Here is a 15,073-nt window from a genome sequence, read left to right on the forward strand (position 1 = left end):
TTGCAGGCAATAGTAAATATTGTTAGCTTCCTGCCAGTTCAAACAGACTGTATTTTTTATGCGCCATTACGCCATCCTTGCCAATCCCGGTCACAATCGCATCTACTTTGACACTGCTCTCACAATCGCCTGCAACGAAATTCGTGCGATTACCGAAGCAAGAGACATAGAAATCAGCGACATTGGTGAACGGGACCTTAACCTCCCAGCCTGCATCTGCTTCAGCACTGAAGCCCCCCTGAACAGCAAAGCCCTGAAAGCCTTGTCTGCTTCTTCTATTTATTACGCCATTTTTGAAATCCTTGAACAGGGACTGCTCAGGCCACTGGCCGTAGAACCGTTCCAGACCTTTCCGGAAAGCCTGAATCAGATTCTCAAATACACTGGCAAAACCAATGAGCAGTTCACCCGCATGATGGTGAACCTGGCCCTGAGCGCCTGCAAAACCGGCAGTGAGCAGATCACCCTGATCGACCCGATGTGCGGCAAAGGGACAACCCTCTTTGAAGGCATGGTTCGTGGCTTCAATGTGGTTGGCATAGAAATCAACGACAAATGGACTCAGGAAATTCAGGCTTACCTGATCAACTACCTGAAGAAAGGTCGTTACAAGCACACAAAAGCCAAAGAACGACGCACACACAGTGGCAAACGCCTATCTGACGGCTTCACTCTGGAAACCGCTGCCACCAAGGAAGACTTCAGCAACGGCAAAACCCAGATTCTGAAAGTATTTCCTGCTGACACCCGTCATACGCAGTTTCTGGCGAAAAAGAACTCCTGCGATATTCTGGTCTCTGATCTCCCTTATGGTGTTCAGCATGGCAGCAAAAACGCGAAAGACCCAAAGCTGGATCGCAGCCCGGTTGAATTGTTAAAAGAAGCAGCACCGGCATGGAAAGTTGTTATGAAGCAGAAAGGGGCGCTGGTGATTTCATTTAACGAATTCACCCTGAAATGGAAAGAGGCTGAAGAAGCCTTAACAGAAGCTGGCTTTAAGGTTCTGGGAGAAGAACCTTACATCAACTACCTCCATCGGGTGGATCAGTCGATTAATCGCAACCTGATTGTTGCAATTAAATAACTCGCAAGCTGGGTCAAGCGCAGCTCGACCCAGCCTACATGAATATCAGGACTTGGTATTGATCAAACGCTTCGGCGCTACACGCCCATCGTCGTCAATATGCCCCACACCCAGAAAGCGGAAACTCTCTTCACCAGACTCGGATATCTCCTGCCCGTAAAGACGAACACCGCCGCTTATCGGTGCCTGAGGTACCTGAACCGGCTGCCCCTGAGTGATATAGAAACTACTGGTCTGTCCCAGACGAACCTGAGGCCAGTCACTGACAGAAGTATCCAGCGGCAACAGCAGCTCATCCAGAGCCGCATGACCACCACCATCACGTACTTCTTCCAATGCTTGCAGCGTGTGCATCCGGTCTTCACGGTAAGGACCTGCCGCCACCCGGTGCAGTTCAATAACATGCGCCAGACAGCCCAGAGCCTCACCAATATCTTCTGCCAGAGTCCGGATATAAGTACCCTTACTGCAATCTACTTCCAGCGTAATGCTGTCGCCGTTAAACGCCAGCATATCCAGACGGTGAATGGTGATTCGACGACTTGGACGATCCACCACAATACCCTGACGAGCCAGCTTGTACAGAGGCTCACCATTGTGCTTCAGGGCAGAATACATGCTCGGTACCTGGTCAATGTCGCCACGAAACTGTTCCAGAATGGCTTCAACGTCTGATTGCGTGACATTAACCGGACGCTCTTCGACAATCTCACCTTCCAGATCACCGGTTTCAGTGCGGGCACCCAGCTTTACAACGGTACGGTAAGACTTGTCAGAGTCCAGCAGAAACTGGGAAAACTTGGTGGCCTCACCCAGACAGATGGGCAACACACCGGTTGCCAGAGGGTCAAGACTGCCGGTATGACCCGCCTTGGCCGCTCCATAAAGACGCTTAACACGTTGCAATACGTCGTTAGAGCTGGCGCCTTTTTCCTTATTTACGACAACAATGCCGTCGACCGGACGGCCACGGCTACGTCTGCGTCTGGACATTACAATCTTACTCCTTGGACTCAGACTCTTCACGGCCCGCTTTATCACTCAAGGGACCTTCATAATCACTGTCCTGAGAACGAGCCTTTTCAATCAGGTCGCTCAGGAAGGCACCACGTCGCATACTGGCGTCGTAGCGGAAACGCAGTTGCGGAGTAAAACGCAGCTTGATGGCGCGTGCCAACTGGCTGCGCAGAAAACCGGAAGCACGCTTCAGCACTTCCAGAGACTCGTCAATCTGTTTCTGGTCATCCACGCCCAGAAAAGAGACGAACACATCAGCAAATGCCAGGTCGCGAGTCACGTCCACACCGCTGACCGTTACCATACCCAGTCGCGGGTCTTTCATTTCCTGCTGAATCAGCTGCGCCAGTTCACGTTGAATCTGGTCAGCGACCCGCTGGGTTCGACTGTATTCTTTTGCCATACATCTTATCCATAGGTTGGGTCGAGCGCAGCGTTTATGCCCCGAGGGTAATACCCAACGAAATTATCAGCAAGTTCATAGCTATCAATTAAGCACTTGACTTGCGGGAAGAATTATTGGGTATCGTTTCACTCGACCCAACCTACGCTCATTAAACTCTCAGAATTTATATCCTGATATGACAAAGCCCGCGGTCGAAACCACGGGCTTTTTTATTACGCCAGACCAGCCAGCTGTCACACTGTTATTACAGAGTGCGCTGAACTTCGATGGTCTTGTAAACCTCGATCTTGTCGCCAGGTTTAACGTCGTTGTAGGACTTAACCGCGATACCACACTCCATGCCTTCGCGAACATCCTGAACGTCGTCCTTGAAGCGACGCAGGGATTCCAGCTCGCCTTCGAAGATAACCACGTTATCGCGCAGTACACGGATGCGGTCGTTGCGGTACACAGTACCTTCAATAACCATACAGCCAGCCACAGCACCGAACTTCGGAGAGCGGAAGACGTCACGTACTTCAGCGGTACCAACGATCTGCTCGCGGGTGTCGGAGCCCAGCATGCCGCCCAGCGCTTTCTTAACATCTTCGATGATGTCGTAGATAACGCTGTAGTAACGCAGGTCCAGTTCTTCGGCTTCAATCACCTTACGGGCAGAAGCGTCAGCACGAACGTTGAAGCCGACAATAACGGCGTTAGAAGCCAGCGCCAGGTTAGCGTCGGTTTCGGTAATACCACCAACACCGCCGGAAATAACCTTAACCTGAACTTCTTCGTTACCCTGCTCTTCCAGAGAAGAGGTCAGAGCCTCCAGAGAACCACGAACGTCTGCTTTCAGCACGATGTTCAGAGTCTTCTTCTCTTCAGAGCCCATGCTGTTGAAGATGTTCTCCAGCTTGGAAGCCTGCTGACGAGCCAGACGAACTTCACGGAACTTGCCTTGACGGAACAGGGCGATTTCACGCGCCTTACGCTCATCCTTAACCACCAGCATTTCATCACCGGCTTCAGGTGTACCGTCCAGACCCAGAATCTCAACAGGAATAGAAGGACCAGCTACCTTGATTGGCTTGCCGTTCTCATCCAGCATCGCACGTACACGACCGTACTGCTGACCTACCAGGATGTTGTCACCCTGATTCAGCTCACCGCCCTGTACAAGAACCGTTGCAACCGGACCACGACCTTTATCCAGACGGGATTCAACCACAACGCCCTTCGCAGGACCTTCGTCCGGAGCAGTCAGTTCCAGAACCTCAGCCTGCAGAACAACCGCTTCCAGCAGTTCATCGATGCCCTGGCCAGTCAGTGCAGAAACGTGCATGAACTGAGTATCACCGCCCCACTCTTCAGGAATCACTTCCATAGCGGACAGTTCGTTCTTCACGCGATCCGGATCAGCGCCTTCCTTATCCATCTTGTTCACAGCAACTACCAGAGGAACGCCAGCTGCTTTCGCGTGCTGAACCGCTTCCTCGGTCTGAGGCATTACGCCGTCGTCTGCTGCTACCACCAGGATAACAATGTCAGTAGCCTTGGCACCACGAGCACGCATCTGGGTAAATGCCGCGTGTCCCGGAGTATCCAGGAAGGACACCATGCCGCGCGGAGTGTCTACGTGGTACGCACCGATGTGCTGGGTAATACCACCAGCTTCGCCAGCCTGTACACGGCTCTTGCGGATGTAGTCCAGCAGAGAGGTTTTACCGTGGTCAACGTGACCCATTACGGTCACAACCGGAGCACGTGGTTTCTCTTCAAAGCCGGACTGACCATCGACCTGATCTTCAACCAGGGTATCCTCGATGTCGTCCGCCTTGGTCAGCTTGTAGGAGTGACCCATTTCTTCCACAACGATGGAAGCAGTGTCCTGGTCAATCACCTGGTTGATGGTCACCATGGAGCCCATCTTGAACATGGCCTTGATAACGTCAGCCGCCTTGACTGCCATTTTCTGAGCCAGTTCTGCAACAGTGATTGTCTCAGGAATAGACACTTCACGTACGACTGGAGCCGTTGGCTTGGTAAAGCCGTGCGCTGCCATGGACTCAGGAGCCACAGTGCGATGCTGACGACGACCGCCACGACGATCATCACGACCACCGCGACCACCACGACCGCGACGATCACCATCACGACGATCATCACGCTCATTATCGCGACGATCTTTGCCTTTACGGCTGCGGCTGCGCTTGTTGTCATCGCTCGGTGGCGGTGGTGGCGCAGCAGCCGGATCGAAGCGAGGCGCAGATGGACCACGTGGGCCACGGTTGTCGCCTTCACGACGTGGACCACGGTTGTCGCCTTCACGACGTGGACCACGGTTGTCGCCTTCACGACGTGGGCCACGGCTGTCGCCTTCACGACGTGGACCACGACTGTCGCCTTCACGACGTGGACCACGACTGTCGCCTTCACGACGTGGACCACGGCTATCGCCTTCACGACGTGGACCACGACTGTCGCCTTCACGACGTGGACCACGGCTGTCGCCTTCACGACGCGGACCACGACTGTCGCCTTCACGACGTGGACCACGACTGTCGCCTTCACGACGCTGGCCACGACCTTCGTCTTTTTTCTCTTCTTCTTCGCGCTTAACGTAAGTACGCTTCTTACGAACTTCTACGTTAACCACTTTGTTTTTGCCTGCGGAACCGCCAGCCACTTTCATCTGGCTGACAGTTTTGCGCTTCAGAGTAATCTTGGTCGGTTCTGCACCGCCCGTGTGATCACCGTGAGTCGCCTTCAGGTGCGCCAGCAGCTGCTGTTTTTCAGCATCGGAAACAGACTGGGAAGACTGGGTGTGCTTCAGCCCGGCATCCTTCATCTGTTTCAACAGCCTGTCAACAGGCGCGCCGACCACCTTTGCGAGTTGTTCTACGGTTACATCTGCCATTAACACTTCTCCTCTCAGTGGCCCGCTCAGTTGCCAGCTTCCTCAAACCAGGGTGCACGTGCCGTCATAATCAGGTCACCGGCCCGTTTCTCGTCCATGCCTTCAATATCAAGCAGGTCGTCGATGGATTGTTCCGCCAGGTCTTCCATTGTCACAACACCCCGGCTGGCCAGTTCAAAAGCCAGATCCTCTTCCATGCCATCCATGTTAAGCAGATCTTCAGCCGGCTGAACGCCGTCGAGTTTCTCTTCCCGGGCTATGGCCTGAGTCAGCAGTTTATCCTTGGCACGTTTACGCACTTCTTCCACGATGTCTTCATCGAGACCCTCGATGGCAGTCATCTCTTCCAGAGGTACGTAAGCCAGCTCTTCCATGGTGGTAAAGCCTTCTGTCACCAGGAGTTCTGCTAACTCTTCATCAATGTCGAGCAGGTCAATAAAATTCTGTTTGATCCGACCCGCTTCCTGTTCCTGTTTGGCAGCAGCGTCGGCTTCAGTCATTACATTCAGGTTCCAGCCAGTCAGTTCACTGGCCAGACGAACATTCTGACCACCGCGACCAATCGCCTGGGCCAGATTGTCTTCGCTGACAGCGATATCCATGGTTCTGGATTCTTCGTCAACGATAATGGATGCCACCTCAGCAGGTTGCATCGCGTTGATAACATATTGCACCGGGTTGTCATCAAAGAGCACGATATCAATGCGCTCATTGCCCAGCTCACCGGAAACCGCCTGCACACGCGCACCACGCATACCCACACAGGCACCCACCGGATCAATGCGACCGTCGTTCGTCTTAACGGCGATCTTGGCACGGGAGCCCGGGTCACGTGCAGCGCCCTTGATTTCAATCACTTCTTCAGCGATTTCAGGCACTTCAATGCGGAACAGTTCGATCAGCATTTGCGGCGCACTGCGGGACATCATCAACTGAGGGCCACGACCTTCAGTAGAAATTTCGTGCAGCAGGGCGCGTACGTGAGCACCTACACGGAAGTTCTCACGCGGCAGAACCTGGTCCTTGCGCAGAACCGCTTCGGCGTTATTACCCAGATCAATAATGATACTGTCACGGGTAGTTTTCTTAACGGTACCGTTGATCAGCTCACCCAGACGATCGCGGTAAGCATCCACCATCTGAGCACGCTCAGCCTCACGTACCTTTTGTACAATCACCTGTTTAGCGGTCTGGGCTGCAATCCGGCCAAATCCTACGGATTCAACCTGCTCTTCCCAGACACCACCAATCTCCAGGGATTCATCCTTTTCCTTACCCTCGTCCAGGGTAAAGTGCATTCCCGGAAACTCGAAGTCTTCGTCAGCTACGATTGTCCAGCGGCGGAATGTGTCGTATTCCCCGGTTTTACGATCAATCGCGACACGGATATCGACTTCAGTTTCGTAACGCTTTTTAGTCGCGGTTGCCAATGCGATCTCCATCGCCTCGAAGATCACTTCGGGGGAGACTCCTTTCTCATTGGAAACGGACTCTACGACCAACAGAATTTCTTTACTCATGCTCTGCCTCGCCTATGCTGTACCAGTCCATGCTTATGCCAACACTTCCCTGGCCGCACACCGGAACGGATGACTGACCAGAATACTGTCAGGTCATTATCTTTGTTCCGATCTGAACCAAACGCAGCTTCAGTCTTTCGACCCTGTCTTCTGTAAAAACCAGCTACAGAAGCAGGCAACGAAAGGACGAAACTACTCAGTCGAACCTTGGTATCACCTGAGCCTTATCAATGCTCTCGATGGGGAACAGTAGTTCATGATCATCAACGATCACCACCACATCCTGATCCTCAACACCCTTTACAATGCCCCGGTATTTGCGACGCCCTTCAAAAGGAACGCGCAGACGGATATTCACCTCGGCGCCTGCCCAAAGCTGATACTGCTCCAGCGTAAACAGCGGGCGGTCAACCCCCGGTGAAGATACTTCCAGGGTATATTCCTCTGCAATCGGGTCTTCTACATCGAGAACCCCACTAACCTGGCGACTGACCTTAGTGCAGTCATCCAGACTGATACCACCTTCCCTGCCGGGGAGGGTATCAATAAAAATTCTTAAAACGGAGTTACGTCCCTGGGATTTAAACTCTATACCCCAGAGCTGGTAATCGAGCGATTCAACCACCGGCCCGATCAACGCCTCCAATTGCGACTGCTTACCTGCCACGATGGAAACACCTGTTTGCAAAAACAAAAAAAGGGCTATAAAGCCCTGTATCAATTAAGCACTCTTTTCCGGAAACCTGTCCGGGAAAGATGCCCTAGCCTCCAGTTTTCCGGCTGGACGCAATTAAGGCTGTTTGAAAATAGTTCCGCAGCTGCCATAACAATCACAGCATTAACAATTACCAGGTATACCGGGTAATTGTTAATAGCTGCAGGCACCGCGGTCTATTTTCAAACAGCCTCTCAGCTACGTACCTAACAAAAAACCCCACAAAGGGGGTTTTAATAAGTTGGTAGCGGGGGCCAGATTCGAACTGACGACCTTCGGGTTATGAGCCCGACGAGCTACCAGGCTGCTCCACCCCGCACCAAAATCTCTTTCAGTATACTGTTTGATTAGGAAGCTAACAACCCAATACAGAAACCTTCTTCTTTACTTCATTCTGCTTATCCAGCAGAGTTCAAACTTGGTGCCCAAGGCGGGACTTGAACCCGCACGATCATACGATCACCACCCCCTCAAGATGGCGTGTCTACCAATTCCACCACTTGGGCATTCTACTTCCTGTTAAAAACACCACCTCAGAGGCGGAATATCTTACTGCACAGGAGGCAGGTCATTCTCGTGATTCTGACCCTTCTCGTCAGTCTCGACGGGGGTAGAGTCTAACACAGGAGCATCGCTTTCAACACCCCCTGCAGTGTTTTCAATCGCAACCGGCGCATCAGAAGTCTGAGGAGCCTGTTGCTGCTGAACAACAGCTGCCGGAACACCAGCATCGCTGATAGTGTTCGCCTTCTGTCTGGCTACCATGGCCAGAGAGAAGCTGGTCACAAAAAACACTGTTGCCAGAATCGCAGTTGTGCGGCTCAGAAAGCTTGCACTACCACTACTGCCAAAAACAGTCTGTGACGCGCCGGCACCAAAACTGGCACCGGCCTCAGCACCCTTGCCCTGCTGGATAAGGATCAGACCGATCACACCAGCAGCGGCAAGAACATGAAAAATAAGAATTATGGTTTCCATCGCTATCCCGCAGCGTGACAGATCGCCTTGAATTCTTCAGCAACCAGTGACGCACCACCTACAAGACCACCATCCACATCAGGAAGCGCGATCAGCTCGGCAGCATTGGCAGCTTTCATACTACCACCGTACAGGATTCGAGTCTTCGCAGCCATATCAGCATCATGTTCAGCCAACAGCTTACGAATCTCAGCGTGTACTTCCTGCGCCTGTTCAGGAGTTGCAGTCAAACCAGTGCCAATAGCCCATACAGGCTCATAAGCGATCACAAAGTTTGCCAGACGCTCCGGACCTGCAGCCCGCAGCACAACCTCAATTTGTGAAGCAACCACACTCATAGTGTCGCCTGCTTCGCGCTCTTCCAGAGTCTCGCCTACACACAGGATAGGAACGATACCCTGATCAACCAGAGCGTTGAACTTCGCAGCTACGATTTCGTCAGTCTCACCAAACAGGGTGCGACGCTCGGAGTGACCAATGATCACATACTCAATACCGAGATCCTTAACCATCAGAGGCGAAGTTTCACCAGTAAACGCACCGGAAGACTGCTCAGATACATTCTGCAGACCAGTCTTAACGATGGAACCAGCCAGTTGATCACGAACCTGCTGAGCGTAGACAGCCGGAGGACATACCAGAACTTCGGCTTTAGTTTCCAGACCGGAAACCAGTTCCTCAAGCAATTTACGGTTACTGTCGGAAGAGCCATTCATCTTCCAGTTACCGGCTACGAGTGGCTGACGCATACTGCATTACCTCAACGTTCGCGAGGTCGGCATACTAACCTACGCGATAAATTTATACAACCTGAAAACGCTACAATATCACGCAGGAAAACGCTTTTCCTTGACTCGTGACATAGCTCCGGAACCAATGATATCAACGCCTTCAGAGGCTTTTCAAACACTGAAAACATTCACACAGCAAGCACCAGAAGAAAACCTGTCGCATCACAAAACAACATCAATCCTGTGTTTTTACAGACATCTTCCGGCACCCTGCAGGACAACCAGAACCCGATACCCCGAAGCGGGTTCAGACCATTGCCGACTCAACGACTTTTGCCAACTTCTCGGCCTGATGGCGCACCTGAGCGGCATCTTCACCTTCAACCATGACCCGAATCACAGGCTCAGTACCGGAGGGACGCAGCAACACCCGTCCTTTGTCTGCCAGCTCAGCCTCTGACTGTTTAACGGCTTCAACGATAGCAGGAACCTGATCTGTATCCGCCTTCACCTTGACCCGGACATTAATCATAGTTTGTGGGTACTTGCTCATTTCAGAGCGCAATTCTGAAAGCGTTTTACCGGAACGAACCACTGCTTTCAAAACCTGCAGGGCTGACACAATGCCATCACCCGTTGTAGAAACGTTGTGACAGATAACATGACCAGAAGATTCACCACCAATCTCCCAGCCTTTTTCCATCATCATTTCGTTAACGTAACGATCACCCACTTTGGCACGATCAAATTCAATACCTGCTTTCTGCAGAGCCTTCTCCATGCCGAGATTGGTCATCAGAGTGCCAACCACTCCACCCTTCAGCTCACCATGCGCCTGGCGGTCACGGGCAATAATGTAGAGCAGCTCATCACCGTCAACAATATCACCTTTGTCGTCTACCATGATCACACGGTCACCATCGCCATCAAAAGCGATACCCATATCAACACCCAGCTCCTGCACCACCTGAGACAGACCTTCCGGCTTGGTGGAGCCTGCGTTTTTATTGATATTAACACCGTCCGGTGAAACACCAATGGCATGCACTTCAGCACCCAGCTCCCGGAAAACAGAAGGCCCCACCTGATAGGTTGCACCGTGTCCGGCGTCAATCACAAGCTTCAAACCTCTCAGGTCGAGCTGATGAGACGTACTTGCCTTGCAGTACTCGATATAACGACCAGCCGCATCGTCCAGTCGCGTCACCTTGCCAAGCCTTTCAGAAGGCACAACGTCTATGTCACCTTCCAGCAGGGCTTCAATCTTCTCCTCTACCTCATCGGACAGCTTGGTACCATTTCCCGAGAAAAACTTAATACCATTGTCGTAAAATGGATTATGCGAGGCACTGATGACGATACCTGCCTGACCATTAAAGGTTCTGGTGAGATACGCAATGGCTGGTGTCGGCATAGGCCCCGTCAGACACACATCGATGCCTGCCGCAGACAAGCCTGCCTCCAGGGCTGATTCAAACATATAACCGGAAATCCGGGTATCCTTACCAATCAGAACCTGACCTTCACCTTCCGCTGCCAGCACCTTACCGGCAGCCCAGCCCAGCTTCAGGACAAATTCAGGATTAATGGGAAACTCGCCAACACGACCACGAATTCCATCCGTTCCAAAAAACTTGCGACCCATTTGTAATACCTTACGTAACGAGGTTGAATCACCGGCCCGAAAGCAGCCAGCGATCTCTGAAAACTTTACTCTGCCTGCTGAACCGCTTCGAGCATAGTCACAACATCCCTGGTTTCGGCAACATCATGTACCCGGATGATGCGCGCTCCAGCCTGAACAGCCATCAGCGCCACCGCCAGACTGCCGGACAACAGATCAGCAGCCGGTTTATCAAGCTGCACCTGCATAAATGACTTACGGGAAAGACCAGCCAGAACAGGAAAACCTGACTCCGCGAGTCCGTCCATATGCTTCAGCAAGCTGAGATTCTGCTTCGGGGTTTTGCCAAACATGCCACCACCAAAACCCGGATCAAGAATAATTCGATCCCTCTGAATACCGGCTGCCTCACAATCAGACACCCGGTTCAACAAATACTGACAGACCTCACTGGCTACATTCTCATAACAGGGAACAAACCCCGGTTCAGGCTGATCAACCAGCGAGTGCATCAACACCACCGGAAGACCGGTTTGCGCCGCTGCCTGTAAAGCACCTTCCCGATGCAACGCACGTACATCATTTATAATGCCAGCACCGACTTTAGCGGTTTCAGTCATCACCAATGCAGAGCTGGTGTCCACTGAAACCACCTTATCAAACCGGGCATTCAGAGCTTCCACAACCGGAAGTACTCGTTCCAGCTCCATCTCACAGGCAACTCCTTCTCCGTCAGCGCCGGGCCGGGTAGACTCACCACCAACATCAAATATATCAACGCCGTCGTTCACCATGGCGTCAGCGACACGCAGGATAGTATCCATATCCTGGTAGCGACTACCTGAATAAAAAGAGTCCGGGGTAACATTAAGAATACCCATGATCCGGGTACGGTTGAAATCAAGGATTCGGCCAGCGCAATTCAGCTTAGTCATAGCTACCACGAAAAAGTCACCTTAGAAGAACCAAAACGGTTAACGAAAAAAAACGGGCAGGAAAACCTGCCCGTTATCATAGACCGAATTAATTAAGCCTGATGGTTTGCCGGACCACCAATGGTGTCATCCTTCTTATCCTCGTCAGCGTTATCATCAGCTTCCGGGACTTTTGCCTCAGGTTGATCTTCAGGCGCTTCAACCTTTTCACCGCCTTCACCGCCAGCGCCTTTATCACTGGAATCTTTTGGTGGGCGAGGCGTCTTGCCTTCCATGATGTCGTCGATCTGATCGCTGTCGATGGTTTCGTACTGCATCAGGGCGTCTGCCATCATGTCCAGTTTGTCGCGATTTTCTTCCAGAATCGTCGCTGCACGGGTGTAGCACTCATCAATAACGCTACGAACTTCCTGATCAATCAGCCTGGCCGTTTCGCCTGAAACGTTAGAACCACCACCGCCACTGCCGTAGCTCTTGCCGAGGAAGACTTCACCTTCGTCTTCGTCGTACATCAGCGGCCCAAGCTTTTCAGACAAGCCCCACTTGGTCACCATACTGCGGGCAATCTGAGTGGCTCGCTGAATGTCGTTTGAAGCACCTGTCGTCACACCGTCAGCACCCAGGGTCATTTCTTCAGCGATACGACCACCAAACAGCGAGCAAATCTGACTCATAAGCGCCTGTTTGCTCTGACTGTAACGGTCTTCCTCTGGCAGGAACATGGTTACACCCAGCGCGCGACCACGAGGAATGATGGACACCTTGTAAACAGGATCATGGTCTGGCACCAGACGACCGACAATAGCATGACCTGCTTCATGGTAAGCCGTGTTGCTCTTTTCCTTGTCGCTCATCACCATGGACTTGCGCTCGGCACCCATCATGATTTTGTCTTTTGCCAGATCAAACTCATGCTGACCTACCATGCGTTTATCAGCACGGGCAGAGAACAACGCCGCTTCATTCACCAGATTGGACAGATCCGCACCGGAGAAGCCAGGCGTACCACGGGCAATCACCGCCGCATCAACATCGTCAGCTACAGGCACTTTACGCATGTGTACTTTCAGAATCTGTTCACGACCACGAATATCCGGCAGACCCACAACCACCTGACGGTCAAAACGACCAGGACGAAGCAGTGCAGGGTCAAGCACATCAGGACGGTTAGTGGCAGCAATTACAATAATACCGTCGTTTGCTTCAAAACCATCCATTTCAACCAGCAACTGGTTCAGGGTTTGCTCACGCTCATCGTGACCACCGCCCATACCAGCACCACGGTGGCGGCCTACCGCATCAATCTCATCAATAAAGATAATGCACGGTGCCTGCTTTTTGGCCTGCTCGAACATATCGCGAACACGGGACGCACCCACACCCACAAACATTTCTACAAAGTCAGAACCGGAGATGGTAAAGAACGGAACCTTTGCTTCACCGGCAATAGCTTTTGCCAGCAGCGTTTTACCCGTACCCGGAGGACCTACCATCAGGACACCACGAGGAATGCGGCCGCCCAGACGCTGGAACTTGCCAGGGTCTTTCAGGAAGTCCACCAGCTCCTGCACGTCTTCCTTAGCCTCTTCTACACCCGCCACATCCGCAAAGGTGGTTTTGATCTGGTCTTCCGACAACAGGCGCGCCTTGCTCTTGCCGAAGCTCATGGGGCCGCCTTTGCCGCCTCCACCGCCCTGCATCTGGCGCATAAAGAACATAAAGACTGCCAGAATCACCAGAATCGGGAAGCTGGCGACCAGCAACTGAGTCCAGATACTCTGCTTTTCAATAGGCTTGGATTCAATCTGCACGTTGCCACGCAGCAGCTCGTCCATCAGCTGATTATCAGGCACTGCCGGAGGCAGGTTGGTTTCAAAGCGCTCACTGCTGTTAAGAACGCCGTTAATGGTATAACCGTCGATCACTACCTTACTGACCTGCCGGTTTTCAACCATGCTGATAAAGTCAGAATAATTGACCTTCTGCGTGGTTGTCTGCATACCATCGAAGTTTTTGAACACGGTCAACAGCACCAGAGCGATGATGACCCAGAGAATTAAATTTTTCGCCATATCATTCAAAGGGCTACCCTCTCGTGAACGTACTGAAGCCTGGGATAGTCGGTCGGTTTGGGCATGTGTACCGGCTCTGCTCTCTTTATTTAGTTAATCTGCACCTGTAACAATACACGATTGGACGTTCAGGCGACAGTCATCAACAATCTATATAGGCAATAGAAAAAAGTAATTACACGTCCTTACAAAACGCTTAACTTTCAACCTTTAAAGCCTTTTGCCAGCAGATAAACCTCCCGGGAACGAGCCCTTGACGCATCAGGTTTACGGGTAATCACTTTGGTAAAAGAAGAACGCAAATCCTTCAGATACTCCTCAAAGCCTTCACCCTGAAACACCTTAGCAAGGAATACACCGTTCTTACGTAACACCTGTCTGGCCAGATCAAGCGCCAATTCCACCAGATACATCGCTTTAGGCTGATCTATAGACTGTGCTCCACTCATATTGGGGGCCATATCGGAAATTACAAGGTCTACCTCGTCAGAACCGATCGCCTCAAGGATCTCTTCCAGTACGCGGTCTTCTGTAAAGTCGCCCTGAACAAAGGTGGCACCGGCAATCGGGTCCATTGGCAGAATATCTGAAGCAACAATACGTCCGGAGTCGCCAATAATTTCAGCAGCCACCTGGGTCCAGCCGCCGGGCGCAGCCCCCAGATCGACAACCCTCATGCCGGGACGAAACAGCTTATCTTTCTCATGAATTTCCAGCAGCTTATAACTGGCACGAGAGCGCCAACCGTCCTCCTGGGAGCGTTTTACATATTGATCATCAAAATGTTCCTGCAACCAACGCTTACTGCTCTTGGAGCGTGAGGAGCTGGTACTTTTGGATCGGGTCATGATTTACCTTAGGATTTACCTTAAAACAGGGATAATGAGGAACCGGCGCAGGATTTAACGGTCAAACCACACACCAGTACAAATAACGAACTCGCTAAGCCACGAGCGAGAATGTAGAATAATGAACTTTTCACTCTGGCAATATAGGTCTCTGTACGAGGCACACCTGCAATTTTCAGGTAGCCCCCTATTAGAGCTGACTATAGTGCTGGAAAATCCCCTTCAAAAGAAAGCCTGATTGCTA

12 protein-coding genes and 2 tRNA genes are annotated in these 15,073 nt (G+C 51.9%); 1 reads left to right on the forward strand and 13 read right to left on the reverse strand.

Going from position 1 to position 15,073, the window contains the following annotated elements; translation table 11 throughout:
- The first annotated feature begins 19 nt into the window (after positions 1 to 19).
- Complete coding sequence (locus V5J35_RS08350; RefSeq protein ID WP_354010811.1) at positions 20 to 1,084, forward strand: TRM11 family SAM-dependent methyltransferase; 1,065 nt, start codon at positions 20 to 22, stop codon at positions 1,082 to 1,084.
- A gap of 45 nt (positions 1,085 to 1,129) precedes the next feature.
- Here the strand turns inward: V5J35_RS08350 and truB are convergent, their stop codons facing one another.
- The 13 genes from truB to rlmE form a co-directional block, all read right to left on the reverse strand.
- Complete coding sequence (truB, locus tag V5J35_RS08355) at positions 1,130 to 2,077, reverse strand: tRNA pseudouridine(55) synthase TruB (protein WP_354010812.1); 948 nt, start codon at positions 2,075 to 2,077, stop codon at positions 1,130 to 1,132.
- A gap of 7 nt (positions 2,078 to 2,084) precedes the next feature.
- The gene (rbfA, locus tag V5J35_RS08360) at positions 2,085 to 2,504 is read right to left on the reverse strand and encodes a 30S ribosome-binding factor RbfA (protein ID WP_354010813.1); all 420 of its coding nucleotides are present in this window, start codon (positions 2,502 to 2,504) and stop codon (positions 2,085 to 2,087) included.
- Positions 2,505 to 2,751: 247 nt separating this feature from the next.
- Positions 2,752 to 5,406 (reverse strand): translation initiation factor IF-2, encoded by a 2,655-nt coding sequence (infB, locus tag V5J35_RS08365; RefSeq protein WP_354010814.1) that lies wholly within the window; start codon positions 5,404 to 5,406, stop codon positions 2,752 to 2,754.
- Between the two features lie 26 nt (positions 5,407 to 5,432).
- The gene (gene nusA, locus V5J35_RS08370) at positions 5,433 to 6,926 is read right to left on the reverse strand and encodes a transcription termination factor NusA (RefSeq protein ID WP_354010815.1); all 1,494 of its coding nucleotides are present in this window, start codon (positions 6,924 to 6,926) and stop codon (positions 5,433 to 5,435) included.
- 196 nt (positions 6,927 to 7,122) lie between these two features.
- Positions 7,123 to 7,593 carry a ribosome maturation factor RimP gene (gene rimP, locus V5J35_RS08375; protein WP_354010816.1) on the reverse strand — a complete coding sequence of 157 codons (471 nt, stop codon included), beginning with the start codon at positions 7,591 to 7,593 and terminating at the stop codon, positions 7,123 to 7,125.
- A gap of 290 nt (positions 7,594 to 7,883) precedes the next feature.
- Positions 7,884 to 7,960, reverse strand: a tRNA-Met gene (locus V5J35_RS08380).
- 100 nt (positions 7,961 to 8,060) lie between these two features.
- Positions 8,061 to 8,147: transfer RNA gene (locus V5J35_RS08385), tRNA-Leu, on the reverse strand.
- Positions 8,148 to 8,190: 43 nt separating this feature from the next.
- The gene (secG, locus tag V5J35_RS08390; RefSeq protein ID WP_354010817.1) at positions 8,191 to 8,619 is read right to left on the reverse strand and encodes a preprotein translocase subunit SecG; all 429 of its coding nucleotides are present in this window, start codon (positions 8,617 to 8,619) and stop codon (positions 8,191 to 8,193) included.
- A gap of 2 nt (positions 8,620 to 8,621) precedes the next feature.
- Positions 8,622 to 9,368 (reverse strand): triose-phosphate isomerase, encoded by a 747-nt coding sequence (gene tpiA / locus V5J35_RS08395; protein WP_262565835.1) that lies wholly within the window; start codon positions 9,366 to 9,368, stop codon positions 8,622 to 8,624.
- Positions 9,369 to 9,657: 289 nt separating this feature from the next.
- Positions 9,658 to 10,995, reverse strand: a complete 1,338-nt coding sequence (glmM, locus tag V5J35_RS08400) for a phosphoglucosamine mutase (protein WP_354010818.1) — start codon at positions 10,993 to 10,995, stop codon at positions 9,658 to 9,660.
- A gap of 65 nt (positions 10,996 to 11,060) precedes the next feature.
- Positions 11,061 to 11,909, reverse strand: coding sequence for a dihydropteroate synthase (folP, locus tag V5J35_RS08405; protein WP_354010819.1), 849 nt, complete (start codon positions 11,907 to 11,909; stop codon positions 11,061 to 11,063).
- A 92-nt stretch (positions 11,910 to 12,001) separates the two neighbouring features.
- On the reverse strand, positions 12,002 to 13,981 hold the full coding sequence (gene ftsH, locus V5J35_RS08410) for an ATP-dependent zinc metalloprotease FtsH (protein ID WP_354010820.1): 1,980 nt from the start codon (positions 13,979 to 13,981) through the stop codon (positions 12,002 to 12,004).
- A gap of 203 nt (positions 13,982 to 14,184) precedes the next feature.
- The gene (gene rlmE / locus V5J35_RS08415; RefSeq protein WP_354010821.1) at positions 14,185 to 14,829 is read right to left on the reverse strand and encodes a 23S rRNA (uridine(2552)-2'-O)-methyltransferase RlmE; all 645 of its coding nucleotides are present in this window, start codon (positions 14,827 to 14,829) and stop codon (positions 14,185 to 14,187) included.
- Positions 14,830 to 15,073 lie beyond the last annotated feature (244 nt).

The sequence above is a fragment of the Endozoicomonas sp. NE40 genome, assembly GCF_040549045.1.
In the GTDB taxonomy this organism is placed as follows: Bacteria; Pseudomonadota; Gammaproteobacteria; order Pseudomonadales; family Endozoicomonadaceae; genus Endozoicomonas_A; species Endozoicomonas_A lisbonensis.

Bases quoted from the DNA above. Each gene is read 5' to 3' on its own strand.
- glmM (WP_354010818.1), bottom strand. From the start codon at position 10,995: ATGGGTCGCAAGTTTTTTGGAACGGATGGAATTCGTGGTCGTGTTGGC.
- ftsH (WP_354010820.1), bottom strand. From the start codon at position 13,981: ATGGCGAAAAATTTAATTCTCTGGGTCATCATCGCTCTGGTGCTGTTG.
- nusA (WP_354010815.1), bottom strand. From the start codon at position 6,926: ATGAGTAAAGAAATTCTGTTGGTCGTAGAGTCCGTTTCCAATGAGAAA.
- rlmE (WP_354010821.1), bottom strand. From the start codon at position 14,829: ATGACCCGATCCAAAAGTACCAGCTCCTCACGCTCCAAGAGCAGTAAG.
- folP (WP_354010819.1), bottom strand. From the start codon at position 11,909: ATGACTAAGCTGAATTGCGCTGGCCGAATCCTTGATTTCAACCGTACC.
- secG (WP_354010817.1), bottom strand. From the start codon at position 8,619: ATGGAAACCATAATTCTTATTTTTCATGTTCTTGCCGCTGCTGGTGTG.
- rbfA (WP_354010813.1), bottom strand. From the start codon at position 2,504: ATGGCAAAAGAATACAGTCGAACCCAGCGGGTCGCTGACCAGATTCAA.
- truB (WP_354010812.1), bottom strand. From the start codon at position 2,077: ATGTCCAGACGCAGACGTAGCCGTGGCCGTCCGGTCGACGGCATTGTT.
- infB (WP_354010814.1), bottom strand. From the start codon at position 5,406: ATGGCAGATGTAACCGTAGAACAACTCGCAAAGGTGGTCGGCGCGCCT.
- tpiA (WP_262565835.1), bottom strand. From the start codon at position 9,368: ATGCGTCAGCCACTCGTAGCCGGTAACTGGAAGATGAATGGCTCTTCC.